The 25,407-nt window shown below is 27.1% G+C and carries 21 protein-coding genes and 1 other annotated feature; of the genes, 18 read left to right on the forward strand and 3 right to left on the reverse strand.

Features of this window, described 5'->3' with window-relative positions; translation table 11 throughout:
- The first annotated feature begins 27 nt into the window (after positions 1–27).
- Entirely contained in the window at positions 28–3,294 is a 3,267-nt protein-coding gene (locus BTM21_RS02945; protein ID WP_096145332.1) for a tetratricopeptide repeat protein, read from the forward strand.
- Positions 3,295–3,328: 34 nt separating this feature from the next.
- Complete coding sequence (locus BTM21_RS02950) at positions 3,329–4,372, forward strand: M42 family metallopeptidase (RefSeq protein ID WP_079481511.1); 1,044 nt, start codon at positions 3,329–3,331, stop codon at positions 4,370–4,372.
- 91 nt (positions 4,373–4,463) lie between these two features.
- Here BTM21_RS02950 and alr read toward each other — a convergent pair whose 3' ends face one another.
- Complete coding sequence (gene alr / locus BTM21_RS02955; protein WP_021876211.1) at positions 4,464–5,621, reverse strand: alanine racemase; 1,158 nt, start codon at positions 5,619–5,621, stop codon at positions 4,464–4,466.
- 122 nt (positions 5,622–5,743) lie between these two features.
- Here alr and pdxR point away from each other — a divergent pair, with 122 nt between their 5' ends.
- The 3 genes from pdxR to BTM21_RS02970 are packed head-to-tail and all read left to right on the forward strand — an operon-like array spanning position 5,744 to position 7,825.
- Positions 5,744–7,144, forward strand: coding sequence for a MocR-like pyridoxine biosynthesis transcription factor PdxR (gene pdxR, locus BTM21_RS02960; protein ID WP_021876210.1), 1,401 nt, complete (start codon positions 5,744–5,746; stop codon positions 7,142–7,144).
- A gap of 44 nt (positions 7,145–7,188) precedes the next feature.
- The gene (locus BTM21_RS02965) at positions 7,189–7,605 is read left to right on the forward strand and encodes a DUF2975 domain-containing protein (protein ID WP_021876209.1); all 417 of its coding nucleotides are present in this window, start codon (positions 7,189–7,191) and stop codon (positions 7,603–7,605) included.
- A 16-nt stretch (positions 7,606–7,621) separates the two neighbouring features.
- Complete coding sequence (locus tag BTM21_RS02970; protein ID WP_096145333.1) at positions 7,622–7,825, forward strand: helix-turn-helix domain-containing protein; 204 nt, start codon at positions 7,622–7,624, stop codon at positions 7,823–7,825.
- 159 nt (positions 7,826–7,984) lie between these two features.
- Here BTM21_RS02970 and BTM21_RS02975 read toward each other — a convergent pair whose 3' ends face one another.
- Positions 7,985–9,424, reverse strand: a complete 1,440-nt coding sequence (locus BTM21_RS02975) for a DDE-type integrase/transposase/recombinase (RefSeq protein WP_079481036.1) — start codon at positions 9,422–9,424, stop codon at positions 7,985–7,987.
- A gap of 178 nt (positions 9,425–9,602) precedes the next feature.
- Between BTM21_RS02975 and BTM21_RS02980 the strand changes: the two genes are divergently transcribed.
- The 8 genes from BTM21_RS02980 (at position 9,603) to BTM21_RS03015 (ending at position 18,210) form a co-directional block, all read left to right on the forward strand.
- The gene (locus BTM21_RS02980; RefSeq protein WP_079481510.1) at positions 9,603–10,733 is read left to right on the forward strand and encodes a DUF4153 domain-containing protein; all 1,131 of its coding nucleotides are present in this window, start codon (positions 9,603–9,605) and stop codon (positions 10,731–10,733) included.
- A gap of 4 nt (positions 10,734–10,737) precedes the next feature.
- Entirely contained in the window at positions 10,738–10,950 is a 213-nt protein-coding gene (locus BTM21_RS14195; protein ID WP_375539878.1) for a hypothetical protein, read from the forward strand.
- A 122-nt stretch (positions 10,951–11,072) separates the two neighbouring features.
- Positions 11,073–11,387, forward strand: a complete 315-nt coding sequence (locus BTM21_RS02990) for a hypothetical protein (protein WP_021876205.1) — start codon at positions 11,073–11,075, stop codon at positions 11,385–11,387.
- 117 nt (positions 11,388–11,504) lie between these two features.
- Positions 11,505–12,557, forward strand: coding sequence for a CdaR family transcriptional regulator (locus BTM21_RS02995; protein WP_021876204.1), 1,053 nt, complete (start codon positions 11,505–11,507; stop codon positions 12,555–12,557).
- Between the two features lie 134 nt (positions 12,558–12,691).
- Positions 12,692–13,948 (forward strand): GntP family permease, encoded by a 1,257-nt coding sequence (locus BTM21_RS03000; RefSeq protein ID WP_079481508.1) that lies wholly within the window; start codon positions 12,692–12,694, stop codon positions 13,946–13,948.
- Between the two features lie 38 nt (positions 13,949–13,986).
- Positions 13,987–15,117: a glycerate kinase family protein gene (locus BTM21_RS03005; RefSeq protein WP_021876202.1), complete on the forward strand. Its 1,131-nt coding sequence runs from the start codon at positions 13,987–13,989 to the stop codon at positions 15,115–15,117.
- Between the two features lie 77 nt (positions 15,118–15,194).
- Positions 15,195–15,370: a binding site (T-box leader), on the forward strand.
- A gap of 53 nt (positions 15,371–15,423) precedes the next feature.
- The gene (gltX, locus tag BTM21_RS03010) at positions 15,424–17,085 is read left to right on the forward strand and encodes a glutamate--tRNA ligase (RefSeq protein WP_021876201.1); all 1,662 of its coding nucleotides are present in this window, start codon (positions 15,424–15,426) and stop codon (positions 17,083–17,085) included.
- 171 nt (positions 17,086–17,256) lie between these two features.
- Positions 17,257–18,210 carry an alpha/beta hydrolase gene (locus BTM21_RS03015; RefSeq protein WP_021876200.1) on the forward strand — a complete coding sequence of 318 codons (954 nt, stop codon included), beginning with the start codon at positions 17,257–17,259 and terminating at the stop codon, positions 18,208–18,210.
- A 50-nt stretch (positions 18,211–18,260) separates the two neighbouring features.
- On the opposite strand, the gene BTM21_RS03020 is transcribed toward BTM21_RS03015, so the two are convergent.
- Positions 18,261–19,925: a glutamine--tRNA ligase/YqeY domain fusion protein gene (locus BTM21_RS03020; protein ID WP_096145334.1), complete on the reverse strand. Its 1,665-nt coding sequence runs from the start codon at positions 19,923–19,925 to the stop codon at positions 18,261–18,263.
- Positions 19,926–20,269: 344 nt separating this feature from the next.
- Between BTM21_RS03020 and BTM21_RS03025 the strand changes: the two genes are divergently transcribed.
- The 5 genes from BTM21_RS03025 (at position 20,270) to BTM21_RS03045 (ending at position 25,398) form a co-directional block, all read left to right on the forward strand.
- A complete protein-coding gene (locus tag BTM21_RS03025; RefSeq protein WP_021876198.1) occupies positions 20,270–21,142 on the forward strand; it encodes an MBL fold metallo-hydrolase in 873 nt (290 codons plus the stop codon).
- Positions 21,143–21,196: 54 nt separating this feature from the next.
- Positions 21,197–21,754 (forward strand): ECF-type riboflavin transporter substrate-binding protein, encoded by a 558-nt coding sequence (locus BTM21_RS03030; RefSeq protein WP_021876197.1) that lies wholly within the window; start codon positions 21,197–21,199, stop codon positions 21,752–21,754.
- Positions 21,755–21,819: 65 nt separating this feature from the next.
- Entirely contained in the window at positions 21,820–23,523 is a 1,704-nt protein-coding gene (locus BTM21_RS03035; RefSeq protein ID WP_079481507.1) for an ABC transporter ATP-binding protein, read from the forward strand.
- The gene (locus BTM21_RS03040) at positions 23,523–24,353 is read left to right on the forward strand and encodes an energy-coupling factor transporter transmembrane component T family protein (protein WP_021876195.1); all 831 of its coding nucleotides are present in this window, start codon (positions 23,523–23,525) and stop codon (positions 24,351–24,353) included. The genes BTM21_RS03035 and BTM21_RS03040 overlap by 1 nt, the downstream gene beginning before the upstream one ends.
- 187 nt (positions 24,354–24,540) lie before the next feature.
- On the forward strand, positions 24,541–25,398 hold the full coding sequence (locus BTM21_RS03045; RefSeq protein ID WP_161493105.1) for a CPBP family intramembrane glutamic endopeptidase: 858 nt from the start codon (positions 24,541–24,543) through the stop codon (positions 25,396–25,398).
- Positions 25,399–25,407 lie beyond the last annotated feature (9 nt).

The raw sequence follows: 25,407 nt of genomic DNA on the forward strand, positions 1-25,407 counted from the left end.
TATGGGGTTAAAAGAATTTTTGAAAATATGACAGGTAGATTAAAAACATCTACTCAAATTAAGAATAAAGAATCTAATAATATAGTTAATTCTCCAAATACAAATAGTCAAGCAAATAATTTTGGAATTGAAACTGTTCATGGAGATAAAATAACTCAATTTAATACTTTTAATGTATTGGTAAATAGTGAAACTATAGGACAAGAACTTGGAAGTGTGGATTTAGAAGTTGATATAAAGAGAATAAAAGAAATACCGAATTATTCATATAGTTTAAAGGCAATTGAAGAATATAATAAATTATTAATAGTCCATTATCCAAAGCACATAAGTAATGATGATTATATAAAAATATTAATAAATATATGTTATATCTATATTAATAGAAATGAACTAGATAATATTTATGAATTTATAGTTAAATTAGATGAAGTATGTAGCGATGTAAACAAAGATGTTATAAAGGTTAAAAGTTTAATTTTGTTTAATAGTCAAAAGTATGCGTTAGCATTAGATATGATGAATAAATTAGAATGGACTATAGAAGATAAATTTGAGTATGTATTATATAACTCATTAAAATGTCTTAATAATTTAATTACATATAAAGAATTTAAAGATATAGTATTACTGAAAGACTTAATTGAAAAAAATACATATCATCTTGTAGCAATTGTGGCTAGAAGTTTAAATGAATATGAAGATATGGAGATGTATTCATATAAGGCTTTTGATAATAATAACGATATGCATTCTAAATTTCAGTATGCTCATAGTTTATATGATTATGCAATTAAGGATTCTATATATGAAAATAAAGTTTTACACGATAAAATTAATTATAAATATTTAGTGAATACAAAATTATTATGTGAAGAAGTACTATCATTATCACATCAAGAAAGAGATATGAAATTATATAAAGATTGTATGATGTTATATGTAAATACATTATCATTGCTTGGAAAGATAAATGAAGCAATGGAAAGTTTGAAAAGTATAAAATTTGTAGAAGATAATGATGAACTTTTAAATTATGAAGAAAAATTAAAAGTTTTAAGTGGTCAACAGGATGATGGAAAGAATATTTTAAGTGAATCAGATATATTTTTAAAAGATATACTTAAATTATGGGAAGAAGAGAAATATAGTGAGACTATCTTGAAAATTGAATCAGTATGTTGGAGTAAATACAGGAGCAATATTAATATACATTGTGTTTTATTAGAATGTTACATAGAAAATAAAGACTATTCTAATTTTATTAATCATTTACGTAGACTAGATATAATTGAGATTGAATCGAATTTATTGATAAAAGTTCAAGGTAAATATTATATATCAAAAGGGGATTATGAAAAGGCTGAAAGTTATTTGTGGCAAAGTATAACAAAATATAAGGACCCAGATTCATATTGTTGGTTATTAAATTTATATGATAAGCGAGGAGACGTAGAAAAATTTCAAGAATTAATTGAAAGAATATTAAGTCAAGATAAATTTGTATTAGAAATAGAATATACAAGGGTATATAATTGTTACTTTAGATTTTTATTTAAAAATAATTTATATTATAGAGCCTTAGAGGTCTTAAATAATTATTGTAATCAGGATAGATTGGGTAATGAACAATACATTAAAGCAAGTATAAATATATTTTCTAGTTTCGGAAGATATTTTGATTCAGCATTAGAATTAGAGAAATTATATACTATTGATAATAATTATGAAACATTATTTAATGCTGCAAATGAATATTTTAGGTGTAATGAACTTGATAAGAGTTTGAATATATTGAATAAATTAGAAAAAAGCAACGTGAAATTTTTAGAAAAAGTATATATTATGAAAAGTAATATTTACATATTGAAAAATAATTTAAATGATGCTTATGAATATGCGGAAAAAGCAAAACAATTAGTTATTGATATACCACGTTCAGACGTTCATAATTTTTTTGTAGGTAGAAGTTTAAGGTGCAATAAGATAGATAATGGAGTAATTCATATAAATGAATTTAGGCAAGCGTATCCAAAGGTAGATGATTGGTTTAAGTGTTTTAATAGTATAGATGTTGATGAAGATGGAAATGAGGAACTTTCAGAAGAAATTAAATCATTTTTTAAAGAACAATCACAAGGATTTAATGCTTTATTAGAAATGTTGAGAGAAGGACAAGTAGGAATGTCTCTTGTATCTAAATATAAAGGTTATACTATAAATGAACTCATTAGATGGAAAGATATTTATAATATAAAAGTTAATATTAATAGTGGAAATATTGATGAAATGTCAAATGAAATTAATAATATTTCAGAAACTATTGTTTTGGATGTATTTACATTGTATATACTATCTGATATTAAGTGTCTTGAGTTGCTTAGGGAGTTTAATGATATAAGAATATGTAATTCTACAATAGAATATTTAAATTATGTACTTTTGAAAGAGGAAGATGAAAAAGTAAGAGAGATACTTGTATTTATTGAAAATGAAATTAATATTAGAGTAATACCATTCAATAATAACTGCATAAATGATTTTGAACCTGAATTTAGGAAGGGTATAGATGATTTTATATTAGATTCAATTTTATATGCAAGAGATAATAATTTTAGTTATTGTTATGGCGAAGTATTTATAAAGCAAGTGTGTAGCGTTATAGGTACAAATAGTATAAGTTTAGTTTCGTTAATTAGGAAGTTAGGTGAAATTAAAGGATTTAAAGCGATAAGTAAGTTGATAAATGGTAATTATACATTTATCAATTTTACATTTAAGGATATGTATTATCTTGCAAGAGAAAGTAATTTTACTAAAGATAATAGTTTAGATAACTTTTTTAAGATTAGTAAGGGTGGGGATATCTCTACATTTATAGGACAATACATAATGTTCATTTTGTCTATATACTATTTAAACAGAGACTCATTTGATTTGTATTTTAATATATATATAAAGGCTATGGAATCATTATATAAAAAATCAAATTATTATTTGTTTATAAACACTGATATTGCTAATAAATTTTATGGAAATTGGAAATCAGTAAATAAAGATTTATACTTAATTGGTAATGAGGAATATATGAAGGGAAGAGTTATGAGATTGTCTGCGGAGATGGCTATAAATGCTATATTTAGTCATTTTGAAAATGAAGAAGAAATTAAGTATTATTATGAGTTAAGCACTAATATTGCAGACAATGAATTGATTTATAATGCACTTATTAACGAAGATTTGAAAGAATTAAAAAATAAAGATAAGATTAAAGAAATACTAAAAAATTTATAATAAAAAGATAAATGATTGGTTGGAGGAGAAAATGATGATTAATAATTTAAAGTTAGACAAGGAATTGATATTGAAAATAGCAAAAGAAATATTGGAATTTGATAGTCCTACGGGATTTTGCTTCGAAATAATCAATAAAATAGAGGAATTGATAAAGGGTTACGGATATAAGTTTGAACGAACTAATAAAGGATGTGGAATAATTACTATTGAAGGAAATAGTAACGAGAAAACAGTTGGACTTTGCGCTCATGTAGATACGTTAGGTGCAATGGTAAGGTCAATTACACCTCAAGGAACTTTAAAGTTTACTATATTAGGTGGACCCATAGTACCAACATTAGATAGTGAATACTGTAAGATAAGAACAAGAGATGGAAAGATTTATACAGGGACTTTTTTGAGTACAAGTCCTGCAGCACATGTTTTTGAAGATAGTAAATCAAAGCCTAGAGATGAAAAAAACATGGAAATCAGAATTGATGAAGTAGTAAAAAATAAACAGGATGTTTTAGAGTTAGGGATTGCTAACGGAGATTTCATATTTATTGATCCTAAAACTACAATTACTGAAAGTGGATTTATAAAGTCTAGATTTATAGATGATAAAGGTAGTGTAGCAGCATTAATAGCAATGCTAGAAGTAATGAATAGAGAAAATATAAAACCTAAGTTTACAACAAAAATATTAATTTCTATATATGAAGAAGTAGGACATGGATCATCATATATACCAAGTGATATTACTGAATTAATAGCCGTTGATATGGGATGTATAGGTGATGATTTATCTTGTACGGAATATCAAGTAAGTATCTGTCCGAAAGATAGTAGTGGACCTTATGATTTTGGGCTAACTACAGAGTTAATAAACTTAGCAAAAAATAATAACATAGATTATGCAGTAGATATATATCCTATGTATGGATCAGATGTAAGCGCGGCATTAAAAGCAGGAAATGATGTAAGAGGAGCACTTATTGGGCCAGGAGTACATGCATCGCATGGTATGGAAAGAACACACTATATAGCACTTGAAAATACAATTAAATTATTATATTTATACTTAACAAAATAGAAAATTTTACAAACAAAATTAAAATAGTCATTACTAAAAGTAGGATGCTAGATTTTAGCACCCTACTTTATTTTATTAAGTAAAATTAATTTTAAATAAAATGCTTAATAGTTACAACTTTATTGTTTTTAATATAAACTCTAGGAGCTCTTCTACCGATTAAGCAAAGAACTTCATAATTAATAGTTCCTAGTAAATTAGCCATGTCATCAGCATCAAACTTTATGTTATTATCACTTCCAAGAAGAATAACTTCATCATTTAAATTTACATCTTTTAAGTCAGTTATATCTACCATACATTGATCCATACATACATTTCCTATTATAGGAGCAAATTGACCATTTATAATTACTTTTCCTTTATTAGACAAACCTCTTGAGTAACCATCAGCATATCCAACAGGTATAGTAGCGATTATACTTTTTCTTTTTGTTTCAAAAGTTTTACCATATCCTATAAAAGCTCCTTTATTAACTTCTTTAATATGAACTATATTAGTTTTCCAAGTTAATACAGGCTTTAAATTAAAGTTTTCTTTAATTACTTCATCAGAAGGATAATATCCATATTGAATAATCCCAGGACGAACATTATCAAAATGAGCATTTGGTATATCTATAATAGCAGCGCTATTAGATAAATTTCTATTTCCTACAGGTATATTATATTTTTCAATTTCACTTATAAAATCATTATAAGTTTTTAATTGGAAATTAGAATAATTTTTATCTTTATAATCAGAAGTAGAGAAGTGAGAAAAAGTGCTTTTAATTTTTAAATTAGAAAGCTTAGAAATTAAAGCTATTTCTTCTAAACTTTTAGAAGAAGGTAAAAAGCCTATTCTTCCCATTCCAGTATCTAAAGCTATATGAATATTAATTGTTTTATTGCTTTCTTTAGCCTTATTATTTAGGGTATTAGCAAATTCTAAAGAAGATATAGTAGGTTCCATATCATAATTAATAATTGCAGCTATTGCAAATTCTTCACTAACTCCAAGTATCATTATAGGAGCTTTTATATCTGCTTCCCTAAGTTCTATGCCTTCAACAATATTAGCAACAGCTAGAGTTTCAGCTCCATTTTCTAATAGAGTTTTAGATATTTCAACAGCACCATGACCATAAGCATTAGCTTTAACTATACCTATAATTTTGCTATTACCAATATGTGATTTTATTTCATTTATGTTATATATAAAATTATCTAAATTAATTTCTGCCCAAAATGGATGTAATAAATTCATTTATAAGACTCCTTATCAAAACTTGAGTTTTTTTATTTTCATTGATATTATTATAACAAAAAACTGAATATGTTATAAGTATCAGTTTTTTAATATTTTATGGTGTCAGATTGGAGAATGTTATGGATATTATAACTATAAATTTAAATAGTAGTAGTGAAGTTCCTTTATATGAACAATTATATAATTATATAAAAAATGAGATTCAATCAGGTAAGATAGTATCTCATAGTAAATTACCATCTAAAAGAAAGTTAGCAAAATATCTTCAAATAAGCTTAAATACAATTGAAAGTGCTTATGAACAGTTAATGGCAGAAGGATATATATATTCAAAGCCTAAAAAAGGTTTTTTTGTTAGTGAATTAGAGGGAGTAATACAAATAAAAAGTTCTAAAGACCCTATTAATATAGTTAATAATAAAGAAAAAGTTAAATATAAATACGAGTTTTTATCAAGTAGAGTTGATTTAGAGAGTTTTCCTTATAATATATGGAGAAAGATAATAAAAGAAATAATAGATATAGATAATAATGAATTATTACAAATAGGTCATTCTCAAGGGGATTTAAATTTAAGAGAAGCAATAGCAAAGTATTTATACTTTTCAAGGGGGGTAGTATCTCATCCGAATCAGATTATAGTAGGAGCAGGAACAGAATATTTATTTCAAATTCTAATTAATTTAATAGGGGTAAGTAATATTTATGGAATGGAGGATCCAGGATACTTCAAGATAAAACGAATGTTAAATACTCATGGAATATGGGCTAATGGAATTGAATTAGATAATTATGGAGTTAATATAGATAGGCTAAATGAAAGCAATGTAAATATTCTTCATATAACACCATCACATCAGTTTCCATTAGGAGTAGTTATGCCAATTAACAGAAGAATGCAATTACTTACTTGGGCAAATGAAGGTGAAGATAGATATATTATAGAAGATGATTATGATAGTGAATTTAGATTTGGAGGTAAGCCTATACCAGCCTTACAAAGTTTAGATAATAATGGAAGGGTAATTTATTTAGGAACATTTTCTAAATCTTTAGCCCCATCAATGAGAATAGGATATATGGTATTACCTGAAACTCTTCTTGAAAAATATAAAAAGCACTTTAGCTTTTATGCATGTACAGTATCACGAATAGAGCAACAAACTTTATGTAAGTTCATAGAAGAAGGTTATTTTGAGAAGCATCTAAATAAAATGAGAAATATTTATAAAAAGAAAAGAGAAAAGCTAGTATCATTAGTAAAAGAAAATTTAAAAGATGCAGAAATAATAGGAACTAATGCAGGGTTACATTTACTATTAAGAGTGAACAATGGAATGACAGAAAGAGAGTTAGTTTCTACTGCAAAAGAAAAGGGAATTAAGGTTTTAGGATTATCTAACTCTTATATGAATAGAGAAATCTGTCAAAGTAAATCTACAATATTTTTAGGTTATGCAAGTTTAAGAGAGGAAGAATTAGAAGATGCTATAAAATTATTAAAATTAGCTTGGTATTAAAAATTATCTAAACACAAAAATAATTTATTGTTTTTGGAATATTTATGACATGTAAAGTTTTTTATAATACAATTTTTTATAATGAGAGTTATTTAAATGCTAACGAAAAAGTTGTTTTTGGAGTTTTATTAACAATAGGAATTAGTAGTTTGTTTTTAATAGTTTTAGAGCTTAGAAAAATAATAGTAACTTTAATAGAAAGTGATCCATTTGTAAGAAAAAATGTAGACTCTTTTAAGAAAATATCTATGGAATCATTTGTTATATCAGTATGTTATATAATTAATTTTATTTTTAATTTAAATTTAAAAAACTTCAAATTTATATATGTAGACAATAAAGGGATACATACAGATATGAAATTTTTAATTTTTTTATTTGCAGGTATATTCATATTTATATTAGCTAAGGTTTTTGAAAAGGCAGTAGAATTTAAGGAAGAAAATGATTTTACTGTATAGAATAAAGGAGAAATTGATGAAGATAGTTGTTAATTTAGATGTAATGATGGCTAAAAGAAAAATTTCATTAAATGAATTAGCAGAAAGAGTTGGTATAACCAATCCTAATCTTTCTATACTTAAAAATAATAAAGCAAAGGCCATAAGATTTTCTACATTAGAAGCAATATGTAGAGAGTTAAATTGTCAGCCTGGAGATATATTAGAGTATATTGACTAGATAGTGTAAAGTTTCGTATGAAAAAATAGCTTATGGCTAATTTGGAATAATAGTTAAAAATATCTTTATAATATCTAAGAAAATTTTAAAATTGAATATGCTAAAAAGACCTTCGGTAACGGAGGCAAAAACTTAATCAATATTTGATTTTATGATTTATCAAGAAGTTTGTGATTCTTGCATATGTAATATGGTTTGTTGACCGAGACTGATAAGAATTTGCCACTTTGCAGACATATTGTCAATACCATCTAGTTGCTTTAATTCGTTTAAAGGACGCCAGTAATTGTAAGGATGCGGGCGTAAGAAGTTGTAATAAGCAACCCAAAGGGAGAAGCCATAAAGAGCACCTTCATCACTTCCATAACCACAGGTACCCCTGTAGGAAGATTTAAAGGTACGGTTTAAACGCTCTACAACTTGCTTAACCCAACGAAATTCTTCAGATACTGGATCATCGTTAGTAAGTCCGATAACTTGAGTTAGATTAAATTCTTTATTTTTTTCTAATTCAAATTGTTGCTTCGCTAACGGATATGAACTGTAACCATCGGCAACGAAGTTTAAAGCTTTTCCAGGGAAGTCTTTAAACTTATCAAAAGCCATACGCATTGCTAGTATACAAGGGCCAGTATCTCTTGTATCAGATACTTGATAACCTAGAATAGACCTTTTACAAGCATCCATTACAATCCAGACATAATGCTTAATGCCTTTTACTTTTATATAAGTTTCATCGGCAGAAAGTATTTTAGAGGGTTTGTAATCAAAGGTATCAACAAACGGCTTAATAACAGCAGCTGCTGTTAGAGCATAATTAGCAACAGTTCTATGTGAAATTTTTATTCCATGAACTTCTTTTAAAACATGAGCTGTTTGTCTTGTAGACATTTTACAATTAACGTGATAAGTCAAGCATAGTCCCATTATATGCGGGCTAAACTTCTTAAAACTAAATCCGGTAGCATGTTTTGATATTGGATATAGATCCATTTTAAAGAAGTTAATATTAAATTCACGATATATGTAATGAAGCTTATACTTGTATTTATCACAAGGATCAATATTCTTTGGAAGATTCTTAAGATTTCTTTGATAGTATAAGCATTTAGAATTATTGCATTTATGTATTTTAAAGTGCTTGCGTTGCTTTTGTTCCGTAAGCGTAGCACCGCAATAAGGACATATAAATACTATTGGTTTAGTTGTGTGATTAGTTTCTTTAAATGTAAGACCACAAACTTTACATTGAAACTGTCCTTTACTGCCATTGTTATCGTATATATATTCATGTGGTGCACCACACTTAGGACATTTAGTTTTTTTAGGGATAGACTTCCCGTTCCGTCTTTGGACGGGTTTTACGGTCTTGTTATATTTATGTTTGTAATAAGCTAAAAGTAATATATAGTCTACCTTTTCAAATCTAATAATTGTGGGTAGCTTATCTACTTTGAATTTTTGGTATTCTGGACTATTAGAATCATCAAATATCATCTGGTTAAGTGGAATATGTTTTGAGATGAATAAAAGTAATTGACCGATAATGGCAATTAAATATTGATTATAAGTAATTAAATAAGTTATAATTGAATCCATAATAACGACATCCTTTCATGTATGATTTTGTTTGGTTAGAGATTCAATTTTAACATGAAATTAGGGGGTCGTTATTTTTTTATACAAAAAAACTGGCGAAACCTTGATATATAAAGATTTAAAAAGAAAAGTAGTGTAAAAAACTTTACACTAACATTGACTAAAAGGGAGAGAGTTTATGAGAAAAAATAGTTATTTGGTGATTTTAAAAGGAGAGAAAATATTAGTATTTAATAAATCAGAAGAAAGATATTTAAAATTAGATATAGATAATGAAGATGGGGAAGATACATTTTCAAATAAATGGATAGAAAAAAATTTAGATGATTATAATAAAGAAATCTTTAAATTTTCAAAGGATATATTTATAGAGGGAAGTTTATCTAGAGTCTTATTTATAGATGCTACAAACAGTAATTTAGATATTAAAAGTGAAGTTAGGGAATATGTAAAATTTAAAAATATATTTTTTGGAGAAACCATAAGTTATAATGAAAAAGTTATTTTAAATTCTATTTTTCTTGAGTGTAGGGAGAAAAGTTATAATTCTTTTGCCGTAGAATCTATTAAAAATATTTTATATAAAAATAAAGTTATACAACCTAAAAAGAAAAACGTAATAGATGAAAGTGTTGATAAAAATAAGATTAAAATACTTGCAATATTAACGTTAATTATAGGCTTTTTAACGTATAAGTTTTTCTTTGGATATTTAGGTATTTCAGTAGGGATATTTATAACCTATTTAACTTTAATATTTTTTATTATAAATGGTGTGAAAAATAAAAATATAATGGGATTCTTTTTAATAGGAGTAAGTCTTATATTATCCTTTAGTTATGGAATTTTTACAAATATTATATTCAGAATTTTCAATATATTATTAGTGCCTATTAGTTTGTTTTCGGGGTTTTTACTTTTAAATTATTCTGATATACCTTTAAAGCTAAATAGCTTTATTAGTATATTTTTAGAACGAATATTAGATTTACCGTTAGTTAATTCTTTTAATATATCAAAAATATTAAAATCAGCAACAAAAGAAGGAGATAAAGTAAAGAATAAAAGTAATATTAGAGCTATAACTACAGGATTAATTATATCAATTCCTATTTTAATAATTCTTTCTATGATATTAGCAGGAGCAGATAATATGTTTAATTATTATATAGCTAATATAGTAAAGTATATTAATGTAGATAATATAGTTACAATAGTTTTTAAGCTTTTAGTATCTTTAGTGGGAATGGCATTTTTATATAGTAGGAGCTATTATATATGTAGGATTAAATTATTCAAATTTAGATAATTATATTGTAAAAAAGAATATTGATGCTAAAAATTTAGAAAGTGAGGTAGATAATGCATATCTAACAACATTATCTTTAGATGCTTATAAATCTATGTTAGAAGGAAAAAGCAGAGGGATAATATCAGATGAGGAATATAAAGTTTGGAAGTATAAAGGTACAACTAAACATTCATATTGGTATGAATATAATTATTTTTATAATAAACAAAAATAAATTAGGTGACTAACATTTATAAAATCTAATAACTTGTGTTAATTTTCTGCAAATTATACTTTTCATTGCTAAATATAATGTATAATAAAGATACTTAAAAATATTGGGATGGGGGAATTAGGATGAGAATAGATTTTAGAAATGTTGGGAAAAGCAAAATCTATATAAATACTGATAATAAAGAATATATAGAGGTTTGTGATATTTTAGGAAATGTTTATAAGGTAAAGAGAGAAAATATAATAGATGTAAATTTTATTCCAGATAATGTAGCAATTACCATAATGGGATTACCTACTTCACGTTTTAAATCAACTTTAAAAATAAATTTTAAAGATAATAAAGGAAAAGGTGAAGAAAAATTAGTTATATATAGTGATGCAAGTAAGTTACTTGTAGAAAATGCTTATAAAGAAATAATGAATTGGATAAATTAAAATTAGGAATTAAACCATAGAACTGTTAAAAATTCTATGGTTTTTTTTATTGAGTATTAATAGATAAAGGTGTATTATAGAGATATTTGATTAGAAATAAGCTTAGGTGGAGATTGTATGTTAAGTAAAGAACTAGCACAAAATATAGTAGACAAAATGATGGATGTTATTCCTTATAACGTAAATGTAATGGATTATAAAGGAAAAATAATAGGAAGTGGTGATTATTTAAGAATAGGAAATGTACATGAGGGAGCTAAAAAAGCTTTAAAAGAAAAACGGGTAATTGAAATATATGAAAGAGTTGATAATAGTAGACCAGGAGTTAATACACCTATAATTTTTAGGGGTGAGATTATTGGCGTTATTGGAATAACAGGAAATCCAGATGAAGTAAGACAATTTAGTAAATTAGTTAGTGTAACAACAGAGTTACTTATTAACCAAGAATACACGTTAAATCAACATATGATAAAGCAAAAGCTAAAAGAAGAATTTGTTTATGAGTGGATATATTTAAAAGAAGAGTATAATAGAGATTTTATTAGTAGAGGAAAATCCTTAGGAATAGATGTTAACTTAGAGAGAATAGTTGTAGTTGTAGAAAATGAAAGGGAAAAATTCAAAGAACTTAGAGGATTTGTTAAAGAAGATGAATATTATATTAAATTCTCTCCAAATAGACTAGCGCTAATATTGAGAAATAAAAAGAATTTGTTTTCTAGAATTGATAGTATAAGAGAATTTATGGATGAATCTATAACTAAAATTGGAGTAGGAACAGTACATAGTAAACTTATTGAATCTTTATCAGAAGCTATACAGTCCTTGGAAATAGGTAAAAAATTATATAAAAATAATTTTATAAATAATTATGATAAAATAAGTCTTTTTTATAAAGGAGAAGAGTTATTTGATATAACTGAATGTAAAAATATAATTTATAAAATAGAAAGAGAAGGAAGTGATTTGAATCTTTTAGAAACTTTTTTATGTTATATGGAAATGAATGGAGAAAAACAAAAAGTAGCTAAAGAAATATATATACATAGAAATACTTTAAATTATAGATTAGAAAAAATTGAAGAAATTACAGGGCTACATTTTAATAATTATTTAGAATTTTTCCAACTACTTTTAGCATATATAAGTTATAAATTAAAGGTTTAATTGTGCAAATGCACAAAAATATAAAATCTTCTTTCGTCTAAGAAACAATGTATTTTGATGGGAAAACATTTACAATATCTTTATTAATTAAATTATAAAAATGACAATATAGATGAGTGAAGGGAGATAATATAATGGAAATTACTGTTACAGCATTAGGAGCAATAGTAGCATTAGTTATTGCTATTACTTTAATAATTAAAAAAGTACATCCAGCATATGGCTTGATAATTGGAGCACTAATTGGGGGATTAGTTGGTGGAGCTGGATTAACAGGTAGTGTTAACTTAATGATGAACGGGGCAAAGGGAATGATACCTGCTATATTAAGAATACTTACAGCAGGAGTTTTAGCAGGAGTGCTTATTGAATCAGGAGCAGCAGCTAAAATTGCAGAAACTATAGTAAGTAAAATTGGAGAATCTAAAGCTTTAATAGCATTAACAATAGCAACAATGGTTTTAACATCAGTTGGAGTTTTTGTAGATGTAGCTGTAATAACAGTTGCACCTATAGCATTAGCAATAGCATATAAATCAAATCTTAGTAAATCAGCAATACTTTTAGCAATGGTTGGAGGGGGAAAGGCTGGAAACATAATGTCACCTAACCCAAATACTATTGCAGCTGCAGATAATTTAGGTGTTTCATTAACAAGTGTAATGATAGCAGGAGCAATACCAGCTATATTTGGAGTTATTGTAACGTGTATAATAGCAAAACGTCTTAAAGATAAAGGAACTTTTGTAGGAAGTGATGAAAATACTAAGGAAATAGAAAATATGCCAAGTTTTCTTTCTGCTATAGTAGGACCTTTAACAGCAATAATATTATTAATGTTAAGACCAACTTTAGGTATTAGTATAGATCCTTTAATAGCTCTTCCAGTTGGAGGATTATGTGGGATAATAGCAATGGGAAAAATTAAATATATTAATGAATATGCAACATATGGTTTAGGGAAAATGAGCGGAGTTGCTATATTATTAATAGGTACAGGAACTTTGGCAGGAATAATATCTAATTCAGGTTTAAAAGATGTAATAATACAAGGAATAAATACATTAGGTTTACCAAACTTTGCATTAGCGCCAGTATCAGGAATACTTATGTCTGCTGCAACAGCATCAACAACATCAGGTACAGCTGTAGCGACTTCAGTGTTTGGAGCTACTATAACTGGTATGGGAGTATCTTCATTAGCAACAGCAGCAATGATCCATGTTGGAGCAACAGTTTTAGACCACTTACCTCATGGAAGTTTCTTTCATGCAACAGGTGGTAGCATAAACATGGGAATGAAAGAAAGATTAAAACTTATACCATATGAATCATTAGTTGGATTAACAATGACTATTGTTTCAGTTATAATATTTGGATTTATATTATAAAAAATTAAAGATATAAAAATGAAATGGAGTTGAACTAAATGAAATTTATATTAGCACCAGATTCCTTTAAGGAGAGTATGTCATCAAAAGAAGCTTGTGATGCTATGGAACTTGGAATTAAAAAAGTAATAAAAGATGCAGAGTGCATAAAGGTACCTATGGCAGATGGAGGAGAAGGAACTGTAGAAGCTTTAGTAGAAGCAACAAAAGGAACAATTCATAAAGTTAAGGTTACAGCTCCTTTAGGAAATGAAATAGAAGCTATTTTTGGAGTGTTAGGAAATAAAACTACAGCAGTTATAGAAATGGCAAGTGCAAGTGGAATACATTTAGTTAAGAGAGAAGAAAGAAACCCACTTATAACTACAACTTATGGAACAGGAGAAATTATAAAAAAAGCTCTTGATTTAGGTGTAAAGCATATAGTTATAGGAATCGGTGGAAGTGCAACTAATGATGGTGGAGCAGGAATGATTCAAGCATTAGGTGGAAAGATTTTAGATAACAGTGGAAATGAAATAGGTTTTGGTGGTGGTGAACTATCAAAAGTAGAAAAAATAGATTTAACTAATTTAGATAAAAGACTAAAAGATGTAACTATAGAAGTTGCTTGTGATGTTACAAATCCATTAATAGGAGATACTGGAGCATCAGCTATATTTGGACCACAAAAAGGTGCTACAGAAGAAATGGTTAAAATATTAGATAACAATCTTTCAAACTTTGCAAAAGTAATAAAGAAAGATTTAGGAAAAGATGTAGCGAGTGTAGAAGGAGCAGGAGCAGCTGGTGGATTAGGAGCAGCTTTATTAGCCTTTTTAGATGCAAAATTAGAAAAAGGTATAGAACTTGTAATAAAACATACAGAACTTAAAGAAAAAGTAAAGGGTGCAACTTTTGTATTTACAGGAGAAGGTGCTATAGATAGCCAAACTATTTATGGTAAAACACCAATGGGAGTAGCTAAAACAGCTAAAGAAGAAGGCGTTAAAACTATTGCTTTTGCTGGGAAAGTTTCAGAAGGAGTAGAAAATTTATATCCTATAGGAATAGAAGCTATTTTTAGTATAATGCAAGGTGTATCTACTTTAGATGAAGCGTTAAGAGACGGAAAAGAAAATCTAGCTAAAACAGTAGAAAATGTAGTTAGATTAATAAATGTAAAATAAAAAGAACTTTAAAAACTATATTTACAATAGTTAATACTAAAGTTATAATGTTACTGTATTTAGGTTAAAATATAAATAAAGTAGCATTGAAAGAGAAGAGTATATAGTAAATTATTTTAAAGAGATTTAGGGAAGGTGAGATCCTAGAATTTAATCCTATAGAAAGAAACTCTGGAGCTATAAATTTAAATGAGTGGATTAGTTTATCTAATCAATTTAGGTGGTAACGCGGAAGTAGTCTTTCGTCCTAAAGCTTTTAGGATGAAGGACTTTTTTATTTAAATTTAAAGGAAGGAAAGGTAAAATATGAGTTTAGAAAAATTAGCTGAAATTATTTTCCCTGGTATTGACAAAACACCAGAATATTACATCGAAAAATATCCAAAGAGAGAATTAAAGGAAGGTGCAGTAGTTTGTAGATATGCTCCATCACCAACAGGATTCCAACATATAGGTGGAGTATTTGCTGCATTAATAAATGAAAGATTAGCAAGTCAAACAGAAGGTGTTTTCTATTTAAGAATAGAAGATACAGATCAAAAAAGAGAAGTAGCAGGAGCTATTGAAGATACTATAGCTACTATGCATAATTTTGGAATGGACTTTAATGAAGGTATGACAGGAACAGATACATTAAAGGGAAATTATGGTCCATATAGACAAAGTCAAAGAGCAGAAATATATAAGACTTTTGCTAAGGATTTAGTTAAAAAAGGTTTAGCATATCCATGTTTCTGTACACCAGAAGAATTAGCAGAGCTTCGTGAAAAACAAACAGCTGAAAAAATCACACCAGGATATTATGGAGAATATGCTAAATATAGAAACTTAACTTCAGAAGAAGCTATAGAAAAAATAGAAAAAGGTGAAAGCTACATTATAAGACTTAAGTCACCAGGAAATATAGAAAATAGAGTAGAATTTCATGATTTAATAAAGGGTGATGTACATTTCCCAGAAAATAATCAAGATATAGTCTTAATAAAAGGTGACGGACTTCCTACATATCATTTTGCACATGCTATAGATGATGCATTAATGAGAACTACTCATGTTATAAGAGGTGAAGAATGGTTATCATCACTTCCAATACATGTTCAATTATTTGATGTTTTAGGATTAGAGAGACCAGAATATGCTCACATTCCAACAATAATGAAAAATGATAATGGTTCAAAGAGAAAATTATCAAAGAGAAAAGATGCAGAAGCAGCAGTTTCTTATTATAAAGAAGTTGGGTATCCAATGGTTTCAGTAATAGAGTACTTATTAAATATAATAAACTCAACATTTGAAGAGTGGAGAGTTGAAAATCCATTAGTTGATTATCACGATTTTGAAATAGCATTAGATAAAATGAGCAAGAGTGGAGCATTATTTGACATAGTTAAGTTAAATGATGTAAGTAAGGAAGTAATCTGTAAGATGAAACCAGAAGTAGTTTATAACTACTATACAACTTGGGCAAAAGAGTTTGATAAAGAAATGTTTGAATTAGTAACAGCTAATGAAACTATGACTAAAGAAATCTTTAATATAGACAAAGAAGGTCCAAAGCCAAGAAAAGACTTTGCTAAATGGGAAGATGTTAAAGAAAAAATATTCTATTTCTATGATGAATTATTTGCTAAAGAAACAGCAGATCAAGTAGAATTACCAAAGACATTATCTCTTGAAAATGCAAAAGCTATAATCGAAGCTTATGCAAAGGAATTTACTTTTAACATAGGTAGCCAAGAAGCTTGGTTTGATGAATTAAAAGAAATTGGGTTAAAATTAGGATATTGTGCAAATAGAAAAGAATATAAAGCTAATCCAGATCAATACAAGGGTATGATTTCAGACGTAGCAGGAGCTGTAAGAGCAGCTTTATCACATAGAACAAATACTCCAGATCTTTATACTATAATGCAAATTATGGGAGAAGAAAAAGTTAAAGATAGATTTAATAAGTTTTTAAATATATAATTATTTTTTTAAAACCTTGTTTAGTATTTTATTACTAAGCAAGGTTTTTTATTATCCTTCTAAATTAGTAATACAATAAAAATGTTTTCAAATAAAATAATTTGACAATCAAATAAAAATCTATATAATATATTTTGATAGTCAAAACAAGCAATTAACTTAGGAGGAAATATGAAAAAGAGAAACAAGATAATACTTAGTATAGCATTAATAGGATTAATATTATTTTCAACAGTTACATATATTGTTGGACAAATGGTTTATAATGGATCAGTAGGATCAAAAACTGAAGTACCTAAAGATGAGATGGTAGATTTTTATAGAAAAAAAGAGGACAAGCGTTTAGAAATTTTAGATAAATATAAACATGAAAAGCTATTTGTAAAAAGCCCTAAAAATGGATATGATATAGAAGTCATGAATATAAAATCAAATAAAGAAACTAAGGATGTAATGGTAATTGTACATGGAATAGAAAGTAATTACTATGAAGTTTTAAATTCAGCATTTAATTATTTAGAAAGAGGCTATAATGTAGTAGTATATAATCAAAGACATACTGGATATACAGGTGGAGACAATTATACTTTTGGATTATACGAAAGATTTGATTTAGATGAAGTTGTAAATTATGCAGCAACTGCCTATCCAAATGGGATTTTAGGGGTACATGGATTTTCAATGGGAGCTGCCACATCAACTATGCATACTGAATTAAATGAAGAAAAGAAAAATGTAGATTTTTATATACTAGATGCTCCATATAATACTATGGAAAGTGCAATAAGTCTTGGAATAATAGATAAAAATGTACCTTTAATACCTGTAAAATTTGCAGAATGGGCAGGAAATCTTTATATAAAAACAAAAGCAGGATTTTCATATGATGATATAGAACCATATAAAGCAGTTCAAAATATAACAGTTCCAGTAATGCTTATTCATGGGGCAGAAGATGTAACAACATCACCACAAGGTAGTAAAATGATTTATGATAATATTCCACATGACAAAAAAGAGTTATGGATAATACCTGGCTTAAAGCATTGTAAGGCTGATGATCTTATCCCTGATGAATATTTCAATAGAATAAATGAGTTTATAGATAGAAATGTAAGAAACTAAATAAAAGGGGTTATGGCATTAATAGTTAGTGCCATAACCCTTTTATTTTATTATTTATTTAATTTAAATGAACTCTTAAGAGATACTATTCTATTAAATACTAGTTTTTCATCTGTAGTATATTTAGGATCTACATTAAAGAAACCATTTCTTATTAATTGGAATTTATCTTGAGCTTTAGCAGTCTTAGAAGCAGTTTCTTCAATAAATCCTTGTAAAACTTCTAAAGAATTTGGATTTATTTGTTCTAAGAAGTGCTTACCTTCATTTTCTTCTTCATCATCAAGAATTAATGGTTCATAAAGTCTAAATTCAGCAGGTTTAGCAGTTTTAGCATCTACCCAGTGAATAGTTCCCTTAACCTTTCTGCCTGTAAACCCTGAACCACTCTTAGTTTCAGGATCATAAGTACAGTGAATTTCTGTTACATTTCCATTTTCATCTTTTATTACTTCGTTACATTTAACGAAGTAAGCTCCCATTAGTCTAACTTCATTACCAGGGAATAATCTAAAATACTTTTTAACTGGAACTTCCATAAAGTCTTCTTGTTCTATATAAAGTTCTCTTGAGAATGGAATTTCTCTAGTACCAGCATTTTCATCTTTAGCATTATTAGCTACTGGTAGCATTTCTGATTGTCCTTCAGGATAGTTAGTTATAATAAGCTTTAAAGGTCTCATAATAGCCATTGCTGATGGAGCTTTAAGTTGTAAATCTTCTCTTATGAAGTATTCAAGCATTTGAGAATCTACAACTGAATTAGCTTTTGAAACTCCAATTGCATGACAGAAGTTTCTTACAGCTTCAGGAGTATAACCCTTTCTTCTTAAACCACTTATAGTAGGCATTCTAGGATCATCCCATCCATCAACTACCTTCTCATCAACTAATTGTTTAAGCTTTCTCTTACTCATAACAGTGTTAGTTATATTAAGTCTAGCAAATTCAATTTGTCTTGGAGTATTTTCCATTTCACATTCTTTAACGAACCAATCGTAAAGTGGTCTATGATCTTCAAATTCAAGAGTACAAATTGAGTGAGTAATTCCTTCGATAGCATCTTCTAGGGGATGAGCGAAGTCATACATTGGATATATACACCATTTATCTCCTGTATTGTGGTGTATTGCATGAGATATTCTATATATAATAGGATCTCTCATATTTATGTTTGGAGAAGTCATGTCTATTTTAGCTCTTAAAACTTTTTCTCCGTCCTTAAATTCACCCTTCTTCATTCTTTCAATTAAATCTAAATTTTCTTCTACGCTTCTATTTCTATAAGGACTTTCTTTACCTGGTGCAGTTAAAGTTCCTCTATATTCTTTTATTTCTTCTGTTGTTAAATCACATACGTAAGCTAAACCTTTCTTTATAAGAAGTAAAGCTCTACTATAGATTTCATCAAAATAATTAGAAGCAAAGTAAATATTATCCCAGTTACCACCAAGCCATTTAACATCTTCTTTAATTGATTCAACATATTCTGTATCTTCTTTAGTAGGGTTAGTATCATCAAATCTTAAATTAAACTTACCTTTAAATTCTTCTGCTAATCCAGAGTTTAAAACTATTGATTTAGCATGACCAACGTGTAAGTAGCCGTTTGGTTCAGGTGGGAAACGAGTTATTATCTCGTCATGTTTTTTGCTTTCTAAGTCTTCCATGACTATATTTCTTATAAAATTAGATGAATTAATTTCATTTGCCATATGAGCACCTCTCCTATACAAATTTATAGTTCTATATTTAGTTATATACTGTTTACTTAATTTAAGTTAAATATACTTTAAAAGTAAGTATTTATATATTAAAGCAATACAATTATTAATGTATTTGACTTCTTAAAAACTAAATTAAATACCTATATTTATTATTATATGTAAATAAACATATATCTTATAATTATAATTAAATTTAATATAATTTTAAACTACTAACGGAAAAAAATAAAGGGATTGTTGGCAAAAATAAGCTTTTTATCTTTATTTAAGGTGAAAATATAGGATAAAAATATGGTATACTACAAAAAAGGTTTAGATTAAGGAGAAAAGATATGCTAAATAAAGTTACAGATAGAGTTTATTATATGGATTATGTAGAGCAAGGTGATAGAGCTGTAATTGGATTAGTTATAGGTAATGATTGCAGCTTAGTTATAGATGGAGGAAATTCAAAAGAGCACGCAGAAGAATTTCTAAGAGAAGTCTCTAAGTTAGATATTCCTAAGATAAAGTATTTAATGCTTACTCATTGGCATTGGGATCATGTATTTGGAATAAAAACAATGAATGCAATTAATATAGTTCAAAGGGAGAGTTATGAAAAAATAGAATGGTTAAAAACTCTAAAATGGACTAATGAAGCTATAGATGAAAGAGTTAATAAAGGTGAAGAAATAGATTTTTGTAGAGAACATATAAAAATTGAAATGCCAAATAGTAATAGAAAAATAGAAATACCTTCAGTAGATATAATATTTAATGAAGAGATAGAAATTGATTTAGGTGGTTTAAAAGTAAAAGCAATACATATACCTTGTGATCATTCTAGTGATTCTACAATAGTTTGGATAGAAGAAGAAAAGGTTACCTTCTTAGGGGATGCTTTATATTTAGATATGTATCATGGAGAATGGAGTTATTCAAGAGAAAAGTTTTATCCTTTATTAGAAAAATTAAAGAAGCAACAATCAGAACATTATATACCAGCACATCATCCTAAGTATGATAATAAAAGTTTTAATGAATTTGTAGACTATCAAATTGCTATGGGAGATATAGTAAAAGAATTAACTTCTTTAGAAAGGGCTAAAGATATATTTGAAGATAAGTATAAAAGAAAGGTATCAAAGCAAGAATTAGAAGATTTAAAAGTATTTATAAATGGAAATAGGAAAAACCTTATTATTGACAATTCGACAAAATAATCTTATATTAGAACATGTATAACTTTATACTAAATATAATATGGAGTATAGATAATGAGATATAAGAAATTATCAATTAAAACAATTGTTGCAATAGGAATAGGGTCAGCTGTTTTTATGATATTAGGAAGATTTGGTTCTATACCAACAGGAATTCCTAATACAAATATAGAAACTGCATATGCATTTTTAGCATTAATGGCGTTACTATATGGACCATTAGCTGGAATGTTAATTGGATTTATAGGACATGCTTTAAAAGATATAGTATTTTATGGATCACCTTGGTTAAGCTGGGTATTAGCATCAGCAGTAGTTGGTTTAATTATAGGTATTGCATGGGAAAAAATTAGAATTAATGAAGGTGTATTTGAGAAGAAGCAAATAATAATATTTAATATCGTTCAAATTATAGCAAATGGAATTGCATGGTTTTTAGTGGCACCAACTTTAGATATATTTATATATGCAGAACCTTTTAATAAGGTTTATCTTCAAGGTGCTATTGGAGGAGTATCTAATATGATTACCGTTGGAGTACTTGGGACAATATTAATAGCCAATTATTCTAAAACAAGAATTAAAAGAGGAAGTTTAAGAAAAGAATTTTAAAATTTTTACATACCGGAGACTTTTCTCCGGTTTTTTAATTGAAGAAGAAAAATAAGGGGGTACATATGAAAAAGCCAATTATAGAGTTTAAAGATTTTTCTGTTCATTATATAGTACAAGAAGAAAAAACTTTAAAAAATATAAATTTAACTATATATGAGGGTGAGAAGGTTCTTATAGTTGGGCCTTCAGGCTCAGGAAAAAGTACCATAGCTCATTGTATAAATGGACTTATACCATTTTCTTATGAGACGGATATTTCTGGAAGTTTAAAAATAGATGGTAAAGAAACAAAGAATATGAGTGTATTTGAACTTTCTAAAAAAGTAGGTACTGTACTTCAAGATCCAGATAGTCAATTTATTGGATTAACAGTTGGAGAAGATATTGCTTTTAAGTTAGAAAATGATTGTGTACCTAAAGAAGAAATGAGAAATATGGTGGAGAAGGTAGCAGAAGTAGTAGATATTAGTAGTCACATTAATGTAGCTCCACATAGACTTTCAGGAGGTCAAAAGCAACGTGTTACTTTAGCAGGAACTATAGTTGATGATGTAGATATATTACTTTTTGATGAACCATTAGCAAGTTTAGATCCTAAAGCTGGGAAAACATCTATAGACCTTATAGATAAAATACAAAAAACAAGTAATAAAACTATTTTAATAGTTGAGCATAGATTAGAAGATGTTTTATATAAAAATGTTGATAGAATTATAGTTATGAATGAAGGGGAGGTAATAGCAGATACAACTCCAGATGAATTATTAGCATCAAATTTATTAAAGGATTGTGGAATTAGAGAACCGTTATATATAACAGCTCTTAAATATGCAGGTTGTAAAATAACAAAGGATGTTAAAGCATCTAATATAAATACAATTAATCTTGATAATTACAAAGATAAGCTAAAAAATTGGTACGAAGATGAAGCAGAAGTTTTAGAAGAAAAAGAAGAAAATCCTATATTAGAATTTAAAAATGTATCTTTTGGATATAGCAAGGAATCAAAAATATTAAAGGATATGAGCTTTAGTATAAACAAAGGTGACATGATTAGCATAGTAGGGAAAAATGGAGCTGGAAAGTCAACTATATCAAAGCTTATATGTGGATTCTATAAAGAAAATTCAGGAGATATATTATTTAATGGTAAAAGCCTAAAGGGATATACTATTAAAGAAAGAGCTGAACATATAGGGATGGTAATGCAAAATCCAAATCAAATGATTTCAAAAACTATGATTTTTGATGAAGTTGCATTAGGGTTAAAAGTAAGAGGGGTTTCAGAAAAGGAAATTGAAGAGAGAGTTTTTGAAACACTAAAGATATGTGGTTTATATGAATATAGAAATTGGCCTATATCAGCTTTAAGCTATGGTCAAAAGAAGAGAGTTACGATAGCATCAATATTAGTTTTAAATCCAGAAATAATTATATTAGATGAGCCTACAGCAGGTCAGGATTTTAGAAGATATAATGAAATAATGGAATTTTTATTAAAACTAAATAAAAGAGGTATAACTATAATAATGATTACTCATGATATGCATTTAATGCTTGAATATACAGATAGAGCAATAGTTATAGCTAGTGGGTGTAAATTAGCAGAAGATACTTCAGTAAATATTTTAACAAATAAAAATTTAATTGAAGTGGCAAGCTTAAAGGAAACATCTTTATATGAATTGGCTATTAAGATAGGGATAAATAACCCAAGAAGCTTTGTTAATAAATTTATTAATTATGATAGGAGGGGTAGAAGTTAATGAATGAAAAGATGTTAGGATATATAAATGAAGATTCTATAATTCATAATTTAACAGGAGCAACAAAACTTATATGTTTTATATTATGGACACTAATTTCAATGTTAACTTATGATACGAGGGTATTAATGGTAATGTTTATTTTAAGTATAGGTATATTTAAAATATCAAAAATAAAATTTAAGGATGTTTCATTTATATTTTATTTTATATTATTCTTTTTAATATTAAATAATATAGCTATTTTTATATTTTCACCTTATGAAGGAGTTAATATTTATAGTACAAGACATGATATATTAAATTTAATAGGGCCTTATAATATAACGTTAGAGCAATTATTTTATCAATTTAACGTAACAATTAAATATTTTTCAGTTATTCCAATGGCTTTATTATTTATATCAACTACAGAACCAAGTGAATTTGCAGCATCTTTAAATAAAATAGGAGTAAGTTATAAAATAGCCTATTCTGTTTCTATAGCATTAAGATATATACCTGATATACAAAGGGATTATCAAGATATTTCCTTTGCTCAACAAGCAAGAGGGATAGATATGTCTAAAAAGGAAAAGTTTTTAAAAAGAATAAAAAATATGGCATCAATACTTATGCCACTTATATTTTCAAGTTTAGATAGAATAGAAAGTATAACATCAGCTATGGAGCTTAGAGGTTTTGGAAATAAGAAAAATCGTACATGGTACAATTCAAATAAATTTAAAAGAAATGATTACATAGCAGTATTAATAGTGATGGTATTGTTTGTAATATCATTAATTATAACTAAAAATAATGGAAATAGATTTTATAACCCATTTATATAAAACAAAAAGAGTAAGATTTAAATTATCTTACTCTTTTTGTTAAACATAGTAAATAAAAGAAAAAGATAGAAAAACATAATATGAACAAATTATTAATAGTACATCGTAAATTAACAAATTGACTTAGATTATGTTATAAATATAAGATTATAATTGAGTAAATAAAATATATTTTATGGGAGGAACTATGAAGGGTAAAATAAAAAGTTTATTAGCGGGTATTGGATATTTCTTTTTAATGCTTATAATCCAAGGAATCGTAGGTGGTTTTGCTGGAGCTATAATAGGTTTTAAAATGCAAACACAAGGTGAAGCTATGAATATGGATATTATAACAGAAAGGATGAGTTCAGTTCTTGTTTATGTCGGACTTATAGCATCAATTTTAACGGTACTTATATTGTGGGTGATATTTTCCTGTAGAAAGTTAAATTTAAAAAAGGAGATATTATTAAGAAGTACAAAGAATTCTAATCTTTTATCAGCAGCTATATTAGGAATTTTTATATGGCTAGTTAATACTTCATGGATGGACATATTACAAGGGCTTGGAAAATTCCAAGGTGCTTTTGAAAAGATGCAAGATATAACTGGTGGTTTAGTTGAGGGAAACATATTCGTAGTTATTCTTGTAGCTGGAATTATAATTCCATTTAGTGAAGAAGTTATATTTAGAGGATGTATATTTAGAGCTTTAAATAAAAATATGAATATAGTAGCTACAATAATAATACAAGCTATATTATTCGGCCTAGCACATGGAAATTTAATTCAAGGAATGTACACAATACCTTTAGGTATAATATTAGGGTATGTAGTTTATAGATGTAATTCAATAGTGCCATCTATGATAATTCATATGGTAAATAATATTGTAGCCGTAGTTATTTCGATGGCGTTATCAGGAATAGAAATAACATTACCAATAATTATAGTAATGTTGGTTATAGGCTTGATAGGAGTAGTATTAGCATTAAGGTTTATAATAAAGAATAATCCTAAAAATAAAAATGATTATCTAGAAGTTGATAATACATCAATATAATAAATAATA

Origin of the sequence: Clostridium chauvoei (assembly GCF_002327185.1) — a bacterium.
Lineage (GTDB): Bacteria > Bacillota > Clostridia > Clostridiales > Clostridiaceae > Clostridium > Clostridium chauvoei.